Raw genomic sequence first — 21,616 nt, 5'->3', positions numbered from 1 at the left:
GCTGGCCATGTGGAAGTGGCGGGATGGGAACCATGGCACGCTGCATCGGATACTCATGTTTTTATTCCCAATAGACACAAAAACGCGTGGATTCGCTTGATGGAATCCATGCGTTTTTCGACAGGCTGAAAGCACGGTATTAAATACCGTGCTTTTATTATAATTAGCCCGTAATTTCGCCCGCTTTGCTGTGTGTCCCGATTACCTTAACTGCATTGCGGACAAGAATTGGTTCTTTTTGCTTTAAAACAGCTTCTTTCGTAATGATCACCTTTTTGATGGTTGCATCCGATGGAACTTCGAACATAACATTTTGCATCAATTCCTCAAGAATAGCCCGGAGCCCTCTTGCACCAGTAGTGCGGTGAATCGCTTCCTTTGCAATCTCCCGGATAGCCTCCTCTGCAAATTCTAATTCCACCTGATCCAATGCAAACAATTTTTGATACTGTTTCACCAATGCATTTTTGGGTTCTTTCAATACCCTTGCCAAGGCTTCTTCATCCAGATTCTGAAGAGTAACAATAACCGGCACACGCCCTGTGAACTCAGGAATCAAACCGAATTTTAACAAATCCTGCGGAAGAATCTCCTTCAAAATATCTTTGGACAGTTTATCCTTCTGGGTGATAATATCGGAATTAAATCCTAATGTTTTCTTACCGACACGGTTTTCAATAATTTTTTCAAGACCGTCAAAAGCCCCGCCGCAAATAAACAAAATATTCGTGGTATCAATCTGCAGAAATTCCTGATGGGGATGCTTTCTGCCCCCTTGGGGAGGAACGGAGGAAACCGTTCCCTCCAAAATTTTCAAGAGTGCCTGCTGGACACCTTCTCCGCTGACATCGCGGGTGATGGAAGGATTTTCGGATTTTCTGGCAATCTTATCGATCTCGTCGATATAAATGATTCCCCTCTCTGCCCGTTCAATATCATAATCAGCAGCCTGTATCAGCTTCAGCAGAATGTTTTCCACATCCTCACCTACATAACCTGCCTCTGTGAGCGTAGTAGCATCAGCTATTGCAAAAGGAACATTCAGAATCTTTGCAAGCGTTTGTGCGAGCAAAGTTTTCCCACAGCCAGTAGGACCCAGCAGCAGGATATTGCTTTTTTGCAGTTCAACACCGTCTTCCTCGTTGACGGGTGGATTAAATATTCTTTTATAATGGTTGTATACGGCAACAGCCAATGCCTTTTTGGCATTATCCTGCCCGATGACGTACTCATCTAATGTTGCTTTGATATCTTTTGGTTTCAGCAATTGGATATCACCAATATCATCCGAATATTTCATATTATCCAATTCATCGAAAATAATTTCGTTGCATAAAACCACACATTCGTTGCAAATATGGACATCGCCGGGGCCGGCAATCAATTTTTCAACCTGCGCCTCCGACTTCCCGCAAAAAGAGCAATGCTCTGTCTTTTTTGCATTTCCGTTCGTATTGCTCATTTAATTACCTCATTTTAATGATGCTCGATAATTTTGTCAATCAAGCCATATTCCATCGCTTCTTTTGCAGGCATAAAGTTATCTCTTTCCGTATCCCTTTGAATTTCTTCCAGAGATTTGCCTGTATTTTTGCTGAGTATTTGATTTAAGGTATCCCGTGTTCTCAAAAGCCATTCCGTATGGATTTTGATATCGGTAGCCTGTCCCTGTGTTCCCCCCAAAGGCTGATGAATCATAATTTCACTGTTTGGAAGTGCAAACCGTTTCCCCTTTGCACCGGATGATAACAAAAACGCTCCCATACTTGCAGCCAATCCAACACAGATGGTTGAAACATCCGGTTTTATGTACTGCATGGTATCGTAAATCGCCATTCCCGCAGTAACGGATCCCCCCGGAGAATTGATATAAAAGCTTATATCTTTATCCGGATCTTCCCCCTCTAAAAATAACAGCTGAGCCACAATTAAGCTGGCTGTCACATCATTTACCTCGTCTGACAAAAAGATTATTCTGTCCTTTAATAAACGGGAATAAATGTCATACGATCTCTCGCCTCTGCTTGTCTGTTCAATAACGTAAGGAACCAGTGCCATCAATTACTCCTCCTTCTTTTTTCTTCCTCTTTTCGGTTTTTCTTCGGTTGTCTCGGAAGATTCAGACGCTTCCGCCTCTTCTTTTTTCGCTGTTTTTTTAGCGGCTGTCTTTTTGGCAGCTGTCTTTTTCTCTTTCACGATTTCAACCTCTGCGTTCTCAGTGATAAAATCAATTGCCTTCTGCAGAATCAAATCTTTTTTCAAATCTTCTGGATTGATGTATTTTTTAACAACATCCAGTTCCATTTTATAAGATTCAGCCAATTTCTTTAATTCCGCTTCCACTTCAGCATCCGAAATTTCGATCTTTTCTTTTTTGCCGATCGCTTCCAATGCCAGAGAAGTTTTCACCTGGGATTCTGCTCTTTCTTTAAACTGACCTCTGAAAACGTCTTTGTCCATACCTGTGTATTCAATATATTTGTCCACCGTAAGTCCCTGCTGGGATAAACGCTGTTCAAAATCCTGGATCAGCGCGTCGATTTTCTGTTCAATCATACAGTCGGGGATGTCCGCTTTCATCAGCTTAACCACTTCATCGATCGCATTGTTCTCAAATTCATTTTTGGTTCTCAAATCAGCCTGTTCTTTTAATTTTGCCTCAATGTCTTTCTTCAGTTCATCAAACGTATCAAAAGAGCTGACATCCTTTGCGAACTCGTCATCCAGTTCAGGCAATTCCTTTTTGGAAATCTTATTGATTTTTACTTTAAACGTTGCATCCTTCCCCTTTAATTCTTCCGCGTGATATTCCTCTGGGAAGGTTACGTTTACTTCTGTTTCTTCGCCTGTAGTTTTGCCGATCAGCTGTTCTTCAAAACCAGGAATAAACTGGCCTGAACCGATCGTCAGATCATAGTTTTCGCCCTTGCCGCCCTCAAAAGCAGCACCGTCGCAAAAACCTTCAAAATCAATATTGGCAATGTCGTCTTTTTCAACCGCCCGATCGGTAACTTCAACAACCCGGGCTGTTCTTTCCTGCAGAGTGGAAATCTCCTTCTGCACATCTTCAGCCTTTACAGTATACTCTATTTTGCTGACTTTTATACCTTTATATCCATCAATTTCCACAACAGGCTTCAATGTAACCTTTGCTGTGAAGACCAGTCCATCTTCCCCACCGATTTTTTCAATATCAATAGAAGGCTGGGAAACGACATCCAATTTGCTTTCCAAAAGTGCATTGTCATAGGCATCCGGCACAATCGCATTCACTGCATCCTCATAAAACACACCTTCGCCGTAATACTTTTCTACAAACTTTCTGGGGGCTTTCCCCTTTCTGAAACCAGGAATATTGAAATGCTTTATGTTCTTTATGTAAGATTTCTGAACCGCTTTTTCAAACTCCTCAGGTGCAACAGTGATCTCAAGCACTGCTTCTTTTTCATTGCTTTCCTTTACTTTAAAGCTCATAAATATCCTCCTTAAAAAATTTACCTCGTTATAGTATATCATAGTTTCAATGAATTTTCAATTATTTCTTTTTCACAGAATGCGGTAAGGTACAAAGTTCAAATGATCGCAGGAAACCAGCTTGTATTCGATTCCCTCATATTCTCCGTTCACTGCCCGCTGAGCTGCTATATTATGAAGGTGACCGTAAAAACATTTTTTTATTCCATGCTGCTGCATGACTTCCGTGAAAGGATTCCGATTAAACTTTCCATTTGTTAAAACCGGAGGGTAATGGAGAAACACAAGATTCTCATCGCATCCGGCTTTTTCAGCTTGTGTCACCGAGTATGCAAGACGCATTGATTCACGGTTTAAAAGCTTTAAGTCACTCCCTTTCGTCGGATTTCTGGAGACATCAAATCCTTTTGTACCGCAGATACCATATCTTTTTCCCGATTCATCGCAGAAAATATAAAAATTATTATGAAGCAAACAAAGAGAGGCAAGTCCATTTTTTTCAAAAAAAGCATTGATTTTAGCAGCTGTGCTGAACCAATAATCATGATTCCCCTTCATAATAATTTTGCGCCCATTTAAAGAATGAATAAAAGAAAAATCCAGCATACTGTCTTCCAAGTATGTCGCCCAAGAAAGATCACCAGGCAACACCACAATATCCTTGTCAGTCACAATATCATTCCAGTTTCTTTTTAATTTCTCTGTGTAGTTTTCCCACTTCCCGCCGAAAACATCCATCGGCTTGTCGGCTGAAAAAGACAAATGCAGATCGGCTATGGTATATATTCCCATAATATTTTCTCCTCAACAGGCTATAATATCATTGTCGGCAGCGATAAGCAAAACGCTTTGAAAAGCCGATTGAAATAGGGAGATGATTGTAATGGATAGTCCGATTGAAAAGCCAAAGATGAGATCCTTAAAGATGTTATCCCGGTTGTATTAATCAGGCCATATTACAAGATTACGGGGGCGAATGAAATCGTTCGCCGCATGACATCATCCCAGTAAGTTGTGCTGTTATTAATAGGTAGGGTTTAAGCGGCTACGGTCCGCTGTAAGTGTTTTTATTTTTGATAATTCATCTGCCCTGAAAGCGTTACCGTCAATAGAGACGGAACGAAAAACTTATCAATAACCGCATAACAAGTCTTATGCCCCATCATATGATGGGGCATAATTCATTTTGCATTCTTTCACCGAGGTTCCATAAGGGGCGCAGCCCCAGAATGCAACGTTTGTGTGATGAATTGCAACACCACAGAAAAATGAAGTGAAATCTGCCGTCTAAAAGGCGAGAGACATCTTCATTTCGTTATAACAAGATTTCATTGAAAACTTTTGCTGCGCAAAAGTTACCTTAATAGCGTTTCAACCGGGCGAAGCGCAGGATTATGCTCGCCGTTTGCTCTTTCCATAAGATACCCGCCGCTTTAGAAACGAGAGACATCAGCGAGGTTATATTTTCAAAAATCCAGAAACTGCTTGTCTCATTTCATTTTTATCAAACACATCCGCAAAACGGCGTTCACTCTCCTGCAACGCCTCCAAAGATTTCGGTATTTTCATACCGGAAGCCTCACTCAGTTCATGGAGTAAACGGAATTCATCCACTTCCCTGTCATATTCTTCTTTCACTGCATCCAAAACACTGGGAGCGAATTTAAAAGGGCTGGCGGTAGAGGCGATCACTGTAACGGTTTCATCTCCTGTTTTTTCTTTGTACTGATCGAAAACGTTTTTCGCCACAGCGGTATGTGTGTCAATCAAATAGCTATATCTTTCAAAAGTGCTATGGATGGTCTCTTTGGTTGCCGCATCATCGCAGAAGCCTCCAAAGAAGTTTTCCTGAACTTTCTTTTTCATATCATCTGAAATTTCATACACGCCATCTTCATTGAGCTGTTTCATCAACTCTGAAATCAACCGATCGTCTTTGCCGGATATCTCATATAAAAAGCGTTCCAGATTGCTGGAAATCAAAATATCCATGGATGGAGACGTCGTCAAATGGAACGACCTTTTTTTATTATAGATTCCCGTATTAATAAAATCGGTCAGAACATTGTTCTCATTGGACGCGCAGATCAGCTTACCAATCGGCAGTCCCATCTGTTTTGCATAGTATGCGGCCAGAATGTTGCCGAAATTACCGGTAGGCACGACCACATTTATGGGATCACCGCTTTTTATTTTATCATTTTTCAGCAGCTCACAGTAAGCGTTAAAATAATACACAACCTGAGGAACCAACCTGCCGAAATTGATGGAATTAGCGGAGGAAAGCATAATGTTTTTTTCCGCAAGTTCAGCTTTGTATTTGTCGTCGGTAAAAATGTGTTTTACTCCATTCTGGGCATCGTCAAAATTTCCTTTTACAGAAGCCACATAAACATTTCCGCCTTGCTGCGTAATCATCTGCAGCTTTTGAATATCACTGACGCCGTTTTCCGGATAAAAAACCGCAATTTTCGTTCCGTCAACGTCCTTAAAACCTTCCAGAGCAGCCTTTCCGGTATCTCCGGAAGTTGCAACCAAAATGGTGATGGTTTTCGTTTCCCCTGTTTTCTTTGCAGAAACCGTCATAAAATGCGGTAATATCTGCAAAGCCATATCCTTAAATGCACAAGTCGGACCATGCCACAGTTCCAGAAAATACGTCTTGTCGTCAATTCCATACAGCGGCGCAATGCTTTCCGTCTCAAATTTTTCACGGGTATATGCCTGATTGACACAGTTTCGAAGCTCTTCGTCGGTAAAATCAGTGAGATATTTTTTCAGAATAAAAAAGGCTCTTTCATTATAACTGAAGTCCACCATTTTCTCTAAATCTTCCTTGGAGACTGTCGGGAAAGAATTCGGCACGAATAATCCGCCCTCTTCCGACAATCCCTGTTTGATTGCCTGGGCAGAGCTGATGCTGATGGCTCCGTTTCTTGTACTGGTATATAACATGTGATTATGCTCCCCTTTAAACAAAATATGTACTTGTTTGATAATAATATAAATTCATGAAAATGTCAATCATTCGCTGAAAATTCAGGCAGTTTCAACAAAATTCGACTGCCGGTTTGCTTCCTTGAATCAGCAGATACGGGGCAGACCTTCGCCGTACAGAATATCCACCATCCGAACACCGCCGATTGCTGTCCGCATTGTAACGGCAGAATCGCCTTTTTTCACACATCCGATTATCGCCGCATTCTCCCCAAATTCACTGTTTTTCATCACTTCCAATGCTCTTGGTGCATCCTCCGGCGCTGTAACCAATAGCATTTTCCCCTCATTTCCCATATAAAGGGGATCCAATCCAAGGAAGCCGCAGAAGCCTTTTACATCCTCCGAAACAGGAATCTTTTCCTCCTCCAGCTCGATCATGCAGCCGGAAGACTTTGCGAACTCGTTTAACACCGTAGCCAAACCGCCTCTTGTCACATCCCGCATAGCCCGCAGATTCACGCCGGAATTCATCAGTCTTCCGACCATTTCACAAAGCGGTGCGCAATCACTTGCAATTTTATTTTCGATGCTTAGCCGCTCGCTCAGAATTGCAGCATGGTGATCCCCCAAATTGCCGGATACCAAAACGACGTCCCCTGCCCGGCAGGAAGAACAGTCCAAGTTCACTCCGTCCGGAACAAATCCAACGCCGGCCGTATTGATATAAATGCCGCCTTTTCCCTCAATCACCTTTGTATCCCCGGCTACAATGGTGACAACGGCCTTTTTCGCAGTCGCAGCCATAGAGGCGGCAATCCGGTCAAGCGCTTCCATGTCCGCTCCCTCCTCAATGATAAACCCGCAGGTGAGATATTTCGGGACGGCGCCTCCCATCAGCAGATCATTGACCGTTCCGCAGACCGCCAGATGGCCGATATCTCCGCCTCGGAAAAACAGCGGCGTTACCACAAAGCTGTCAGTTGTGACAGCGATTCTGCCAAACCCCGGCACCACAGCCGCATCCTCCATGCGGTTCAATATTTCATTGTTAAAATGTTTTGCAAATATATTGGAAATCAAATCGGAGGTTGCTTTTCCTCCGCTTCCATGCTCCATGTTGATTTTCATCGCTTTTCGACTCCCTTTTTATCTTTTACGGCGGTTTACAAACCAATTGTGACAGCTTCCCTCGGCGGACACCATACAAGCCCCCTGCGGATTCTGCGGTTGACACACTGTACCGAACAGAGGGCATTGGGTCGGACTGATTTTACCCACCAAAACCTCCGCGCACCGGCAAGACGGATTGTATTGGGCGTCCTCACAGAGACTTTCGCTTCCCGCATCAAAGCAGGCATATTCCCGCTTTAATTTTAAGCCGGAATCTGCAATCATTCCAAGCCCCCGCCAAGCCGCGGCACACGGCTCAAAATATGCCGCAATCTTTTTCTGTGCCGTCCGGTTTCCCTCCTCTGTAACCGCATAGGGATAATAATTCATCACCTTCGGTTTTCCGATATTTTTGAGAAGACCGTAAACAGCAATCAGCAGTTCCTCTCCTGCAAAACCGGCTACCGCAAAAGGAATCCCAAACCGCTCCGAAAGCGGACGGTATATCCCGCTGCCTGTCACTACGCTGACATTCCCCGGCGCAATAAATCCGTCTATTCCGCTGCCGTTTTCGCATACCCATTGAATGGCTGGCGGCATCACTTTCAGTGCAGTCAGCAGTTTTATATTGCGAATCTTAAATGCAATCAGCCGTTCCATCAAATCGGCATAGACTGCCGCCGTTGTCTCAAATCCCACTGCCGCAAAAATAAATTCTGTTTCCGGCTCCTTCTCTGCCAAAGAAATGATATTTTCGGGTGCATACACCATTTCCGCACGGCCGCCTCTTCCACGGATATCATTTAAACAAAGCCTGCTCCCCTTTACCCGAAAGAGATCCCCAAAACTGACAACACAGGTTCTCTCCCGGCAGGAAAGTTTCAAAAGCCGGTCAATGTAGCTGGCTACCGTAACACAGACCGGGCATCCCGGACCGGATACCAGACGAATCTTGGGAGACAGCATGCTGACAATTCCGTTTCTTGCGATTTCTCCTGTATGTGTTCCGCACACCTCCATAAAAGAAACAGGAATGCCGTCGTATTCTTTTAATCTTTTCCTTATTTCATCCAGCGACAGCATTCCTATTCCATCTCCTCCAAAAGTTCCAGCAACATATCCCGGTCAAAGTCAGATAACACCTGCAGAATGCACCCTGCATGAACCAGGACACTGTCCCCCGGCTTTACGGCCACCAAGCCAGTGCTGGCCGTCACCGTATTTCCCTTATATTCCACCACCGCTCTCCCATCTTGAACGGAAATCACTTTAGCAGGTATCGCAACACACATTATTTGGTTCCTCTCTTTTCAAACTGTTTCATTTATTGAATCAAAAGATCACTTGTTTTTATGAATTGAATTCGCCATAAATTCCCGCTTACGTTTCATGAATGGAATTACCTTTTCACGTACCAAAAGCACAATTCATGAAATCATTGATTTCCATTCACGCCGTCAGGCAATTCATTGAGCTTGCTTTGCAAGCCCATTATGCTACTATATTGCAAAGTCTAGGCTCGTTTCAAATTAGGACAAAAAAATTATTCCGACATAATATAAACAGAATTATTTTCCCATTTTACAGTAAATCCATAAGACTCCGCCAATACCCTTACCGGAACCATTGCAATTTCATCTATAAGTCTTCCGCCAATGTCTATTGGTTTTCGAGAACCATATTCATCAATATAATCATCTTCTGTATAAATAACCAAGAATTGATTTTCTTTTTTAAAAATAACTTTATCTCCACCCCAGCTCGCTTCCAATCCCAAAACTTTACTTATGCTTTCGGCAGGGACAAGTGTTCTGTCATTCATAATAACCGGGCTGTTATAAAATTTTATTCTTTCGTTATTGAAATACACTTTAATATCATTTTTTGTTCTATACTCAAACACTAAATCTTCAAGCTTTCGATATTCTTCCATACCGAATTCGTAGATTTTACCGTCAATATAACACATCTCCACACCAACAACAAAGTGAACTGCCTCCACACCATTCACATAAATTGTCAAGTGTTCTCCGCCAGCTCCGCCAAAACCTCCGCCAAACGGGATATAATTAATATCACTAATACAATTAAGAATTTCTTTGATTTCTTCATTATCAATTGTAACATAATTATAGTATCCTGGCATTGTAGGGTAAGAAAATTCGCCACCATTATAATAAGAGATTTTAATTTCATTGCACGACAAAATATCAAAGTCAAAAATATTCTCCTTTGATGCAAAACACAATTGATTTAAAGAAAGTAAGACTAAACAAAGCACTATACTAACAATCTTTTTCATAAAATAGTCTCCTTTATGAACATTATGCGGCATCTTTTGTGTTATAATCGATAAACAATTTCGTTAACAGCATTTTATACCATAAATCTGCCGTCAAAACGAAGTTTTGAGAGCACGAAAGATTTCACAATGCAGTCAATAATATCCTTCCGAGGCACAAGGAATCTCTAACGAAGAGCAGAGAACATAGCGCAAAGTACAGGAATGTGCTATGCACATTGTTATTGTAATTCAATGTTTTCCGAAACACAGAAATCTCCGATTTCATTTTGTTCCGTGAGGTTATTATACCATAGTCACAAGCCGCATTGTGGCGAAGTGGCATGATTCAATTGTTCTCCAAACTTCTTGGCATTTTCAATGCCTTAGAAGTTTGTGAGGTTATTATATCATATCCGTCATCATACTGCAAATATAAGCCTGTCCCAAGGCAATTCCGCCGTCATTACAGGGGACTTTTTCATTGAAAAAAACAGAGAAACCTAAATTTTTCAGTTTATCTTCCGCAAGACAGCACAGCAGCTCGTTCGCAAACACGCCGCCGGACAGAGCAATCTGATCCGTTTCGTTCTTATATTTTACGGCAAAAGAAGCTATCATGTCCGCGACAGCAGCATGAAATCCCAGCGCAATGCTTTCCGCTGAAACACCTTTTTGCAAAGCCTTGACAATTTGTTGGATGATAACTCTGCTGTCCGCAACACCATTTTCGTCAACAGAAAATTTGAGTGTATCGAAAACATTTTCGTTCTCTTTTGCACGATATGCCTCATTTTCCAGAGCAATCGCTGCCTGTCCTTCGTATCCGTTCTCCGAAGAAATTCTAAGCAGATAACTTACTGCGTCAAATAACCTTCCCATAGATGAACTTTGTGCGGTATTGACTTGATTTTTCAATGCAGATTCCGCAAAGGCAAAAGCCGGCTCATCCGATGAAAGACCCGCCGCGTAAAGATAGCTGTAAGCCGACAGATGAATCTTCTTTGCCGCCTGATCGCCTCCGACAAGTGAAATCGGTTTCAAATGACCGACACGCTGAAATTCCGCATTGCGGCAAAGTAAAATTTCACCGCCCCATATTGTTCCGTCCGCTCCGTAGCCAGTGCCGTCAAAAGCGATCCCCAAAACCTTGCCTTTCATATGATGCTCCGCCATTACCGATGCAATATGAGCATGGTGATGCTGTATTCTGACAAGCGGCAACTTCTTTTTTTCCGCCAGTTTAACCGTATAGTAGGAGGGATGCAAATCACAGGCAATGACTTTTGGGGAAATATGAAACAACTGTTCCATATGGGAAACGGTTTTCTGATAAGTATTCTGTACAGACACGGTTTCCATATCCCCGAAATACTGGCTCAGATAAGCACGATCTTCTCTCACCAGACAGAATACTGCTTTTAAATCCCCGCCAGCCGCCAGAATATCACACTTTGCCGTTTGAGGCAGCAGAACCGGAAGAGGGACATACCCCCGGCTTCTGCGTATCATTTTATTATGGTTGTCAGAAACCCGCAAAACGGAATCGTCCAACGGGGTTACAATCTCTCGGTGATGATACAGCGTCCCATCCAGAAGCTCTGATACCTCGGACTCCATTTGTTCGTCTGTGAAACACAGTATCTCTCCCGAACGGTTTGCACTGGTGACAATCAATTCCCCGCATTCCTCCAACAACAGAACATGAAGAGGAGTGTTCGGCAAAAAAGCTCCGACAAATCGACTTTCTCCGCACACACCGAAAACAAAATCATCCTTCTTCTTCTCCAAAAGAACAATCGGCTTTGCAGGGGATTCCAACAGAGCCTGTTCCCTCTCTGAAAGAACACATTCTTTCTCAATCATTGAAATATTGGGGAACATCACCGCAAACGGTTTTTTCTCCCGTCCTTTTAACATCCGTAATTTTTGAACAGAATCCTCCCGGTACGGACTGCACACATACTGATATCCGCCAATCCCCTTTACAGCGATAACCCCTCCACCTTTCAGTACTGCAATCGCTTTTTGAAGCGCCTCTTCTCTCACAAGAACTTCGCCTTTTCTCTGTCTCCAAATCAGCTGCGGCCCACAGTCGTGGCACGCGATAGTCTGTGCATGCCTTCGGCGTGTCGGACGCCTGTATTCCGTGTCGCACTGCCTGCACAGAGAAAAACAGTTCATTACAGTGTTCTCCCGATCATAGGGAATGCGGTTCATAATACTATAGCGGGGACCGCAGGCGGTACAGCTGATAAATGGATAGCCGTGCCTTCGATTAAACGGATCTCTCATCTCTTTTAGACAGTCCTCACACACGGAAAAATCCGGCGGCAAGACAGGCGTCTTTTCATACGGCTCACTTCCAATAATCGAAAACCCGCCGGAAACCCATTTCTCTGAAAAACTTTTCTCTATCCGCTGAATTTCCGCACCGAAAGGTTTCTCAATACAAAGGCGATGGATGTAATCATCCACCGCTCTCTGTCCCGCGGACAGCAGTATCTCCACAAATCCGCCTTTATTTCTCACGTAGCCGGAAAGACCCATTTCTTCCGCAATCCCGGCTGCAAAAGGGCGGAATCCGACTCCCTGTACGACACCGCAGACTGTTAAAAGAACCGAGGATTTCATTCACACTCTACGCTTTCTATTGACATTTCCTTGCCGACCTCGCTGGGCACCCCATCCGTCCCGCAGTGGGGACAATCGAAGTGAAAAGGTCTGCGCGCGAACAGTTCATGACAGTTCGGGCAGCGCAGCATGGTCTTCACAGTTCTCGCTGTGATTTCAGCTCCCTCGCAGATCGTTCCCTTCACGGCATCCTCAAAGTGCATGCGAATGCTGTCGGCAGAATACCCGGAGCTTTCACCAATTACCAGATTAATTTTTGTCACCTTGTTTTTTCCCTGTTTTGCCGCTTCCTCACAAGCGTGCTCTATGATATGAATCGCTTCATGATACTCGTGCATAATTCGCTCCTATTCCGCTGCCTTTAAAGCAGTCTCCTCTTTCTTCTGATAAATATCCACCGTCTGGCTTGCCGACGGCTCCGGATAAGAGTTTCCCATCTTCAAACATTTTTTCGGACAGTTATCCGCACAGCTGGAACACTGGATACAGCTAAATCGCTGAATCGTCCAAGTCTTTTCGTTGCGGTCAACCTGAATTGCACCAGTAGGACATTTTCGCTGACACATCCCACAAAAGATGCAAGTATCAATGTCAATATCCACATGTCCTCTGGTGCGCTCTGGATAAATCCTCTTTTCCTGCGGGTAAACCCTTGTTGCCGGCTTGGAAAACAGATTTTTTATCACAGATTTTGTAAACTTCATAATTGTCATACTGCGGATCCCCCTTTATCTTTCCGTGCAGCTGATGCACGGATCGATCGTCAAAATCAGAATCGGCACATCCGCAAGCTGGCAGCCTTTCAAGGTTTCAAGCAACGCAGGAAGATTTGCAAAGGTAGGTGTTCTCACACGCACCCGATCCAAAAACTTCGTGCCGTTTGCTTTTACATAATATACCGCCTCTCCGCGCGGTTGTTCTACCCGCATCATAAATTCTCCGTCCGGCATTCCTTTCACCGGCACGTCCACCGTGCCAGCCGGAATCTTTTTCGCCGCCTGGCGGATGATATCGATCGACTGGAAAATCTCCTTGATGCGGACATCCACTCTGGCATAACTGTCTCCCACATTGCTGGTGACAGGCTCGAACTTTATTTCCGGATAAGCGGCATAGCCCATTTTTCTTGTATCCAAACTGATGCCGCTGGCGCGCATCATAGGACCTACGGCGCCCAAATCATGGGCCTGTTCTTTCGTCAGAAAACCGACATCCCTTAAGCGGGTATTCACCGAATAGTCCTGCAGAAACGTGTTTGTCAGTTCCCGCAGATCGCTTTCCATCTCGCCGAACAGCTTCACAAACATCTTTATCATATCGTCGTCCATATCCTTGCGCTGGCCGCCGATTTTATTGACGGAGAAAATAACCCTTCCTCCGGTAGAATATTCAAACATATCCAGAATTTTTTCCCGCATTTTCCAGCTTTCCATAAACAGACTTTCAAACCCAAAGGCATCCGCCGTCAGCCCCAGCCACAGAAGATGGCTGTGTATACGGGACATCTCCGCCCAAATCACTCTCAAAAATTTAGCGCGATCCGGAATTTCAATATTCATAATCCGTTCTACCGCTTCACAGTAGCCCATACCATGCATAAAGCTGCAGATTCCGCAGATGCGTTCTGCCACATAGACATATTCCTGATAATCCTTTTTCTCCACCAGTTTTTCAAGCCCTCTATGCACAAAGCCGATGGATGGAACCGCCTGCACAACCTTTTCATCCTCAAGCACCAAATCCAGATGGATCGGTTCCGGCAAAACAGGATGCTGGGGGCCGAACGGTACAATACTTCTCTTAGACATTTTCTTACCCCCTTCTTATTTAAAAGGCGTTTCTTTCGCCGTTTTATACAGTGTTCCGTTATAGTCGATTTTGATCAAATTGATTTTGATGCCAAACAAATCATGTATTTCATTTTCATACAGAAAAGCCGGTTCAAAAATATTGCTGACACTCATGATTTCCGTTTCCTCCGCAATCTCAAAGCGGAGATTTTTCAAACGGTAGCCCTTTGCGAAAGAATATGTGAGCTCATATCCGCCTTCTGTGCGTGTCGCACAAATCTGTACCAGACGGTAACCGCTGTTTTTCATCTCCAGCGCGGTTGGAACCAACGTATTTGGATCAATGATTTTCAGCTGATTGTTATCCTGCATGATTTTCTCTCCTTTCCTTTGCCATTGCTTCGTTCTGCTTTTTGTCCAGCAGTTCAACCGCTTTGAGCACACCGTCCATAATCGCTTCAGGGCGCGCAGCACATCCGGGAACATAGATATCCACCGGAAGTACTTTATCCACGCCGCCCAGTATATTATAACACTCTTTAAAGATTCCTCCGTTACAGGCACAGATTCCCACAGCCACTACAACCTTTGGCTTGGGCATTTGAGAATAAATCTGTTCTACAACCGGTTTGTTCTGTTCATTAATTCCTCCGGTGATCAGCAGAATATCCGCATGTTTGGGATTTCCAGTATTAATGATCCCAAAACGTTCAATATCGTAAACAGGTGTCAGACAGGCAAGCACTTCGATGTCACAGCCGTTGCAGCTGGAGCCGTCATAGTGCAGAAGCCAGGGTGATTTTGCCATTTTCGGCATGATAATTCCTCCTTTATGCTCGCCTTATAGAATAAGGATAACAATCATTATGTTCACTGCCCCTGCAACCAGTGTGACGCTCCATGCTGTCTTCAGCATTTCCTGCCATTTCACACGTGCAAAGGTGTTGTCGATCAGGATCTCGAAGAAGTAACAGACAATGCACATCACTACTGCAAGAATCCATGTCCACCAGCTGCTTGCGACAAAGAAAAGAGCGATCACGCCAAGCAGAAAAACATTTTCATACCAATGAGCCAGCTCCACCAAAGCCAGAATAGGACCTGACAATTCCGTTGTGATTCCCTTTACCATCTCCTGGTGAGCGTGATGCGAAGTACTGATATCAAAAGGAGATTTCCGGAACTTTATCGTCAATATGTACAGAAAACCTAAAAAAACACCGGGCAAGTAAAGGACAGCGGGAAGATGTGCTTGTGCAATATCAGACACCGCAAAGCTGCCGTTACAGACATAAAATCCAATTGCAGCCAGCAGAACCATCGGCTCGTAAGCCATCGTCTGCATCAGTTCACGCTGAGCGCCCATCGCACTGAAAGGCGAATTTGCCGAGCAGGCCGACATCATAAAGAAGATGCCTGCCAGTGTCAGTGAGAAAAAGACCAAAAGCAAATCGCCGCCCCAGAAAAACAATGCTCCGGTAAATACAATAAATATAAAAAAACCGCAAATTAAAAAATCCTGAATGGAATTGACGATAACCGCCTGTTTTCGAAACAGTTTCAATAAATCATAGAAAGGCTGCCAGACAGACGGCCCTCTTCTCCCCTGCAATCTGGCGGTTATCTTCCGATCTATCCCTGCCAGCAAGCCTCCGGCAAAGGGACCAAGTATCAAAAAAAGGATTGTCCAAACAATACGAATCCACATTATACCGCACCCCCTATTGCAATAATCATCAAGATGACCAGCGCGGCAGTTGCCCCAATCAAAGATGGACGCCACAGGCGCTTCTCTCCGAAATAGTCCTCCATATACCAGCCCGCCAAATACATTTTGGTCTCCTGTTCAAAGGAATTTACAAAATTTCTGTCATCCCCTGTATTGGCTCCGCCCATATAGGATAATACGACTTTCTGCCTTCTTGTATGCGTCAATAATCTTGCAACAATCGGAAGAATTGCGATCATGCACAGCATCATTGCCATAATGAACACATTACCCTTGCTGATAATCACAGGAATGGTATCATGAAACATTTCGCTCAAAAGCGGCTCTATCAGATGCGCGGAAATAATCGGAAATGTGACACATAGAATGATCATGATCACTGCCTGCGAAAGCAGAGAAGTCCACTCGCTTCGTTTGGTGATGTCTTTCTTTTTCTCACTGTTGTGGACTACCGCAATAATTTTGCCCAGCCATTTTGTCCAATAGAAAAGAGTGCTGGCGCTTCCATATACCAGGAACACCACCATCAATATGCTTTTGGAGTCCACAAATGCTTTTAATGCGGCCCATTTGGAGATAAGCATGCCAAACGGTGCGAGAAACATACCGGCAATTCCGACAATCATAACAAAGGCTAATTTCGGTAATTTTACAATCAATCCATGCATGTCCTCAATATTCCGGCTTCCTGTACAGTTTTCCACTGCTCCCACAGAAAGAAACATCAGAGATTTTGATACGGCATGGAATATCATCAGAAGAATTCCTGCCCAAACGGCTTCATGAATTCCTACACCAGCACATGCTGTAATCAAACCAAGATTTGATACAGTGGAATAAGCGAGAACTTTTTTGCCGTCCGTCTGCGCAATCGCCAAAAGTGAAGTTGCAAAAAACGTAAAGCCTCCGATCGATGTCACCATAGTACCCGCCAGATTTCCCGCAAGCGCAGGGGAAAGTCTCAAAAGCAGATATACTCCCGCCTTCACCATCGTCGCTGAATGCAGAAGCGCGGATGTGGGTGTGGGGGCAACCATAGCGCCCAAAAGCCAGCCGGAAAACGGAAGCTGGGCAGATTTTGTAAGTCCGGCAAATGCCAGCAAAATGACAGGGATAATAACGAGAACCCCTTTGGCCCCCATTAACACCAGCTCCTGCAAGCCATCTATCTGATAGACAAGCCTGCAGTATACAATTGCAATTGCAAAAGCAAGACCTCCCAGTAAATTCATCCACAACGCACGGAATGAATTTTTAATTGCCTCCTCTGTCTTATTGTAACCAATCAGCAAAAAGGAGCACAGACTGGTAATTTCCCAGAAGAAATAAATCCAGGTCAGATTATTGGAACAGACCAAACCATACATAGCACCCAGAAAGACAAACAGCATGGAAAAGAAAAAAGGCTTTCTATTCTTAAAATCCTTGTGATGATTATGATAATCTTTCATGTACCCAGTAGCATAAATACAGATAAGGCATCCTACAATACCAATAATCAGACACATAATCAAAGTGAGCCTATCCGAATAGATATGTGCCGTGGGATGAGCAATCTCCGGTCCGAAGAATTCCATCCAAAGCAGCAAAAATTCCTGTACTGCTGCAATGAAAACAACATAATACTTCCGGTAACGAATGCTATAATAAACAATGACACCAAAAAGAACAAGCTCCACCCCGGACATAAGCAGATCAATCAAATGCGTATTTCTGAGATACGTTCCGTTTGCGCCCCCTATTATTTGCCTCACAGCAAACAGAACAGATGCCGCAATGATAACCCCGCAAGCAGCATAGACAAAATATTTCCGCACATGGTCGTTCTTAATCAGATAGAGAAGCAACGCCATAATAAGCGGAAAGCAGATTAAAAAACCGATGAGATACATGTCCCCCTAACCTCTTTCTACAATAAATCTAGTTTTGCACCCCGTTTCCAACTTTTTACAGAAAAAGAGATTTTGCACAGAACAACGGCAGGCTTTCGCCTGCCGGTTAACGAACCTACAGCAAACACTCAAAAGTAAGTTCAAATGCTATAGTCCTGCTTATCTTCCGTAAATATTTTGATTAACTGAAAGGTTTTTCATCGCAAGGTGTCCCTTCAATCAAAAACCTCTCGGCTAATCGGAAAACCCGAGCACATCATTCTGTATTATACGCTTCTGTTTGAAAAGTGTCAATACAAGATTTTTCTGTTTCCTGCGATTAATTATACTTTTATTCCTCTAAATAACATCATATTTCCTAAATTTCTTGATAAAATACAGATTTATTTGATTTTGCGCCCATTTTCCCCCTCTATCACGTCAAAATCCAACTGACACTCTTTATTAAAAAAAGTGCGATAGGAAAACAATGTAAAAATGACAGCGCTCAAAGCTGCCGAACAGGATATTACCAGCATAATGGCAATCTGATACCTTGTGGCAATCAAGGGCGACGTCCCGGACAGCACTTGGCCTGTCATCATACCGGGCAGAGAAACAACCCCCATCGTTACCATGTTATTGATTGTTGGCATAATCGCACTGGTGATCGCCTTATGGTTGATATTCCTGATTGCTTTTTTAGGGGAAGCCCCCAGACTCAATGCATTTTCTATATAGTGCTTTTCCTCCTGTATTCCCTCAAGAAAACGCCGCACGCAAAGAGAGAGGGCTGTCATGGAGTTGCCGAAAATCATACCGGCCAATGGGATGATATAACTTGGTTCATAGAGCGGCCGTACATCCACCACAATCATCAAAAACAGAATCAGACAAACAACCGGCGCGGTACACATGGAAAGAATAATGCTGCGGCATACTTTTCGATTCACTTTAAATTTTATCCGTTTGATAATATTTGTGACAGCAAAGAACATCATAACAGCGAGCACCAAAATAACCAAAAATGGATTTCTGATTTTGAAAATATACTCTAAGATATATCCTACGATAAGAAGCTGTATTGTCATGCGAATAACCCCGACTATAATATCCTTACAGACAGGTATCTTCTTCACCTGCACCAAAACAATCAAAATCACGACAAAAAAATAGGCAAGCATCAGATGCAGATTATCTATCTCAACAATTCCGCTCATCAATAATCCTCCCATCTTTTAAGGCAATCAGGTGACAGGGAAACAAACGGTTCAACTCCGGAGAATGGGAAATGAGAACGATTGTCTTTTTCCTTTTTTCAATCAGAATAGTGGAAAAATAGGAAAGAATATGCCTGGAAAGTTCAAAATTCAAATTCGCAAAAGGCTCGTCCAGCAGAATGATATCCGTATCCAGCATGATTGCGCGGAGAATAAACACGCGCTGTTTTTCCCCTGCCGAAAGGATTGCCACATCCTTCTCAGCCAACTCGCGCGGCAGCTGAAAGAGATCAAAATAGGAGAGGATCTCCTCCCTTTCCGGATAGGGCTGTTCGTTAAAATAGAATGCTTCCTTCACCGCTTCCATGACGTTTCCGCTTATGGTGGGATCCTGTCCGACAAACACGGCTTTTCTGCGAAGTTCCAACGGATCGATTGTCTCAATATCCCGCCCATTAAAAGTGATGGTTCCGCTGTCCTTTGTATACAGTCTGGTGAGCAATTTAAACAGTGTTGTTTTACCGCTTCCACTTTCACCCACAACGATATTCAGCGCATTTTTTTCAATTGTCAGCTTTTCAATTTGCAAAATGCTGCGATAATGCAGGTTCCTGACCTCAAACATCCATTGCACTCCTTTTACAAGTTGTACCCTTTTTCAATATATTCCTCTATCAGAGCAAGCGATTTTTCTGATTTCATCATATTGCGCTGGGACTTTTTCGCCTTTATTCGGTATCCCAGATCGTCCATGATGCCAAAATTGATATTCATGGGCTGAAACTGTGCCACAGTTCCATTGGACACATAGCGGGACAGTGCACCGATAGCGGTAGCGCTGTCCAGCTCCACAACCTCTTTCCCGTTTAGCTTCCGCGCAAGATAGATGCCGCAAAGCAACCCGGAGGAAGCCGACTCTATATATCCCTCTACACCTGTAATCTGACCCGCAAAAAAAATATAAGGATTGGATTTTAAACCATAACGGCAATTTAACAGCTTGGGAGAATTGATAAAGGTATTGCGGTGCATCACACCATAGCGGACAAATTCCGCATTTTCCAATCCCGGTATCATAGAAAAAACCCGCTTCTGTTCGCCGAATTTCAGATGGGTTTGGAATCCCACAATATTGTATAAGCTGGCTTCTTTATTATCCTGCCGCAGCTGCACCACAGCATAAGGCTCCCGCTCAGCACCCTGCGGTTTTAATCCCACCGGTTTCAGGGGGCCGAAAAGCAGGGTTTCTCTTCCGCGTTTTGCCATAGTCTCCAACGGCATGCATCCCTCAAATACCACTTCTTTTTCGAATTCTTTTAACGGCACAACCTCTGCGGATATCAGCGCTTCATAGAATGCTTCGTACTCATCACGGTTCATAGAGCAATTGATATAATCCCCATCACCGCGATCATAGCGGTCGCCGAAAAACACCTTGTCCATATCAAGAGATTCCTTTGTGACAATCGGCGCGGCCGCATCATAGAAGTAGAGATACTCTTCACCAGTGATCCTTTTTAACTCCTCCACCAATTTGGAGGAAGTAAGCGGACCGGAAGCGATAACTGTGTATTCATCCTCCGCAATATGGCACACTTCCTGATGAATCACCTCAATATTCTCGTGTGCCATGATCTTATCTGTCACCCGCTTTGAAAATAGTTCTCTGTCCACAGCGAGAGCACCACCTGCCGGCACTTTCGTCTCCTCGGCAGTTTCCATGATGAGGGACCCCAATTTTCTCATTTCTGCCTTCAACAGTCCTACGCCGTTATGGAGCATATCGCTCCGCAAGGAATTGGAGCAGACCAACTCTGCAAAAGTTTCCATGTGATGTGCTTCTGAATAGTTCTCCGGTTTCTGCTCAAATAGCTTTACTTTTATTCCGCGGTTTGCAAGTGCATACGCCGCTTCACATCCGGCAAGGCCGGCTCCGATTACATTTACTTGACTCAATATTGTTCCTCCTGTTCTTTCCTTCATGTGTAATTTTATATCCCGAAGTATTGTGATTCAATATTCTCCAAACCTCTTGATATTTTTAAATGCCTTAGAGGTTTGTAGGTTGTCTATAACGCAACAATGAAGGCGCCTTTCATCGCCGGAATCTTGCGTTTCAATGTTCTTAAAAAACTCTTGGCATTTTTAATGCCTTAGAGGTTCGTGAGGTTATTATAACAAGATAAAAACGCTTTTGCAAGGCAAAAGCTCAGCCTGTCGAAAAAGTCCAGTATACACTGGGCTTTTTTGCGTATGTGTGGTAAAATAAAGATAAGAAAGACTGGGGAGGGACGGCGTGTGCTAGCAAAAGAGCAGGAATTGCGCAGAAATGTAGTAGAAATCCTATGTTTGGAGGAGCTGGTTCCGTCGGAGCATCTGCTGCGGCAGATTGACAGCGCGGTGGATTTTACGCATCTGTACGACTTGGTGGATGCGCTTTACAGCCGCGACAACGGCCGTCCCAGCATTGACCCGGTGGTATTGTTCAAAATTGTGTTCATCCAGCACCTGTACGGCATCCCCTCGCTGCGCCGTACCATGCAGGAGATTGGCATGAACATCGCATA

21 protein-coding genes are annotated in these 21,616 nt (G+C 43.8%); 1 reads left to right on the top strand and 20 read right to left on the bottom strand.

From position 1 onward, the window contains the following. Positions 1-163: 163 nt before the first annotated feature. From clpX to trmFO, 20 genes are all read right to left on the bottom strand, one after another. The gene (gene clpX / locus KQI32_RS11750; RefSeq protein ID WP_216425499.1) at positions 164-1,462 is read right to left on the bottom strand and encodes an ATP-dependent Clp protease ATP-binding subunit ClpX; all 1,299 of its coding nucleotides are present in this window, start codon (positions 1,460-1,462) and stop codon (positions 164-166) included. Positions 1,463-1,476: 14 nt separating this feature from the next. Next, positions 1,477-2,058, bottom strand: coding sequence for an ATP-dependent Clp endopeptidase proteolytic subunit ClpP (gene clpP / locus KQI32_RS11745; protein WP_216425497.1), 582 nt, complete (start codon positions 2,056-2,058; stop codon positions 1,477-1,479). Positions 2,059-2,061: 3 nt separating this feature from the next. Beyond that, positions 2,062-3,474 carry a trigger factor gene (gene tig / locus KQI32_RS11740; RefSeq protein WP_216425495.1) on the bottom strand — a complete coding sequence of 471 codons (1,413 nt, stop codon included), beginning with the start codon at positions 3,472-3,474 and terminating at the stop codon, positions 2,062-2,064. Positions 3,475-3,546: 72 nt separating this feature from the next. Continuing rightward, positions 3,547-4,266, bottom strand: a complete 720-nt coding sequence (locus KQI32_RS11735) for a metallophosphoesterase (RefSeq protein WP_216425491.1) — start codon at positions 4,264-4,266, stop codon at positions 3,547-3,549. 666 nt (positions 4,267-4,932) lie between these two features. Next, positions 4,933-6,429, bottom strand: a complete 1,497-nt coding sequence (gene thrC, locus KQI32_RS11730; RefSeq protein WP_216425486.1) for a threonine synthase — start codon at positions 6,427-6,429, stop codon at positions 4,933-4,935. Between the two features lie 129 nt (positions 6,430-6,558). Beyond that, positions 6,559-7,542 carry a hydrogenase expression/formation protein HypE gene (gene hypE, locus KQI32_RS11725; protein ID WP_216425479.1) on the bottom strand — a complete coding sequence of 328 codons (984 nt, stop codon included), beginning with the start codon at positions 7,540-7,542 and terminating at the stop codon, positions 6,559-6,561. Positions 7,543-7,560: 18 nt separating this feature from the next. Then, positions 7,561-8,607, bottom strand: a complete 1,047-nt coding sequence (hypD, locus tag KQI32_RS11720; protein WP_253291186.1) for a hydrogenase formation protein HypD — start codon at positions 8,605-8,607, stop codon at positions 7,561-7,563. Between the two features lie 2 nt (positions 8,608-8,609). Next, positions 8,610-8,816 (bottom strand): HypC/HybG/HupF family hydrogenase formation chaperone, encoded by a 207-nt coding sequence (locus KQI32_RS11715; RefSeq protein ID WP_216425477.1) that lies wholly within the window; start codon positions 8,814-8,816, stop codon positions 8,610-8,612. A gap of 251 nt (positions 8,817-9,067) precedes the next feature. Continuing rightward, a complete protein-coding gene (locus KQI32_RS11710; RefSeq protein WP_216425475.1) occupies positions 9,068-9,826 on the bottom strand; it encodes a copper amine oxidase N-terminal domain-containing protein in 759 nt (252 codons plus the stop codon). A gap of 384 nt (positions 9,827-10,210) precedes the next feature. Beyond that, entirely contained in the window at positions 10,211-12,439 is a 2,229-nt protein-coding gene (gene hypF, locus KQI32_RS11705) for a carbamoyltransferase HypF (protein WP_216425473.1), read from the bottom strand. Continuing rightward, positions 12,436-12,777 (bottom strand): hydrogenase maturation nickel metallochaperone HypA, encoded by a 342-nt coding sequence (locus KQI32_RS11700; protein WP_216425464.1) that lies wholly within the window; start codon positions 12,775-12,777, stop codon positions 12,436-12,438. The genes hypF and KQI32_RS11700 overlap by 4 nt, the downstream gene beginning before the upstream one ends. A gap of 9 nt (positions 12,778-12,786) precedes the next feature. Then, complete coding sequence (locus tag KQI32_RS11695; RefSeq protein WP_216425462.1) at positions 12,787-13,152, bottom strand: 4Fe-4S dicluster domain-containing protein; 366 nt, start codon at positions 13,150-13,152, stop codon at positions 12,787-12,789. Between the two features lie 15 nt (positions 13,153-13,167). Then, a complete protein-coding gene (locus KQI32_RS11690; RefSeq protein WP_216425460.1) occupies positions 13,168-14,247 on the bottom strand; it encodes a nickel-dependent hydrogenase large subunit in 1,080 nt (359 codons plus the stop codon). A 15-nt stretch (positions 14,248-14,262) separates the two neighbouring features. After that, entirely contained in the window at positions 14,263-14,601 is a 339-nt protein-coding gene (locus KQI32_RS11685) for an NADH-quinone oxidoreductase subunit C (protein ID WP_216425458.1), read from the bottom strand. Further along, entirely contained in the window at positions 14,591-15,046 is a 456-nt protein-coding gene (locus KQI32_RS11680) for an NADH-quinone oxidoreductase subunit B family protein (RefSeq protein WP_216425456.1), read from the bottom strand. The genes KQI32_RS11685 and KQI32_RS11680 overlap by 11 nt, the downstream gene beginning before the upstream one ends. Positions 15,047-15,070: 24 nt before the next feature. Beyond that, the gene (locus KQI32_RS11675) at positions 15,071-15,937 is read right to left on the bottom strand and encodes a respiratory chain complex I subunit 1 family protein (protein ID WP_216425447.1); all 867 of its coding nucleotides are present in this window, start codon (positions 15,935-15,937) and stop codon (positions 15,071-15,073) included. Beyond that, positions 15,937-17,850, bottom strand: coding sequence for an NADH-quinone oxidoreductase subunit L (locus KQI32_RS11670; protein ID WP_216425446.1), 1,914 nt, complete (start codon positions 17,848-17,850; stop codon positions 15,937-15,939). Before KQI32_RS11670 ends, KQI32_RS11675 begins: the two co-directional genes overlap by 1 nt. Before the next feature lie 383 nt (positions 17,851-18,233). Beyond that, positions 18,234-19,049, bottom strand: coding sequence for an iron export ABC transporter permease subunit FetB (fetB, locus tag KQI32_RS11665; RefSeq protein ID WP_177690637.1), 816 nt, complete (start codon positions 19,047-19,049; stop codon positions 18,234-18,236). Continuing rightward, on the bottom strand, positions 19,033-19,674 hold the full coding sequence (locus tag KQI32_RS11660; RefSeq protein WP_216425444.1) for an ATP-binding cassette domain-containing protein: 642 nt from the start codon (positions 19,672-19,674) through the stop codon (positions 19,033-19,035). The genes fetB and KQI32_RS11660 overlap by 17 nt, the downstream gene beginning before the upstream one ends. Positions 19,675-19,688: 14 nt before the next feature. Continuing rightward, positions 19,689-21,008 carry a methylenetetrahydrofolate--tRNA-(uracil(54)-C(5))-methyltransferase (FADH(2)-oxidizing) TrmFO gene (gene trmFO / locus KQI32_RS11655; protein WP_216425501.1) on the bottom strand — a complete coding sequence of 440 codons (1,320 nt, stop codon included), beginning with the start codon at positions 21,006-21,008 and terminating at the stop codon, positions 19,689-19,691. 339 nt (positions 21,009-21,347) lie between these two features. On the opposite strand from trmFO, the gene KQI32_RS11650 reads away from it, so the two are divergent. Continuing rightward, positions 21,348-21,616 (top strand): transposase (locus KQI32_RS11650; protein ID WP_216423449.1); only part of this gene is annotated, 269 nt, incomplete at its 3' end.

The organism is Acetivibrio sp. MSJd-27 (assembly GCF_018918095.1).
In the GTDB taxonomy this organism is placed as follows: domain Bacteria; phylum Bacillota; class Clostridia; order UMGS1840; family HGM11507; genus HGM11507.
Note: the sequence above shows the minus strand (reverse complement) of the source record. Positions and strands in the feature narration are given on the sequence as shown.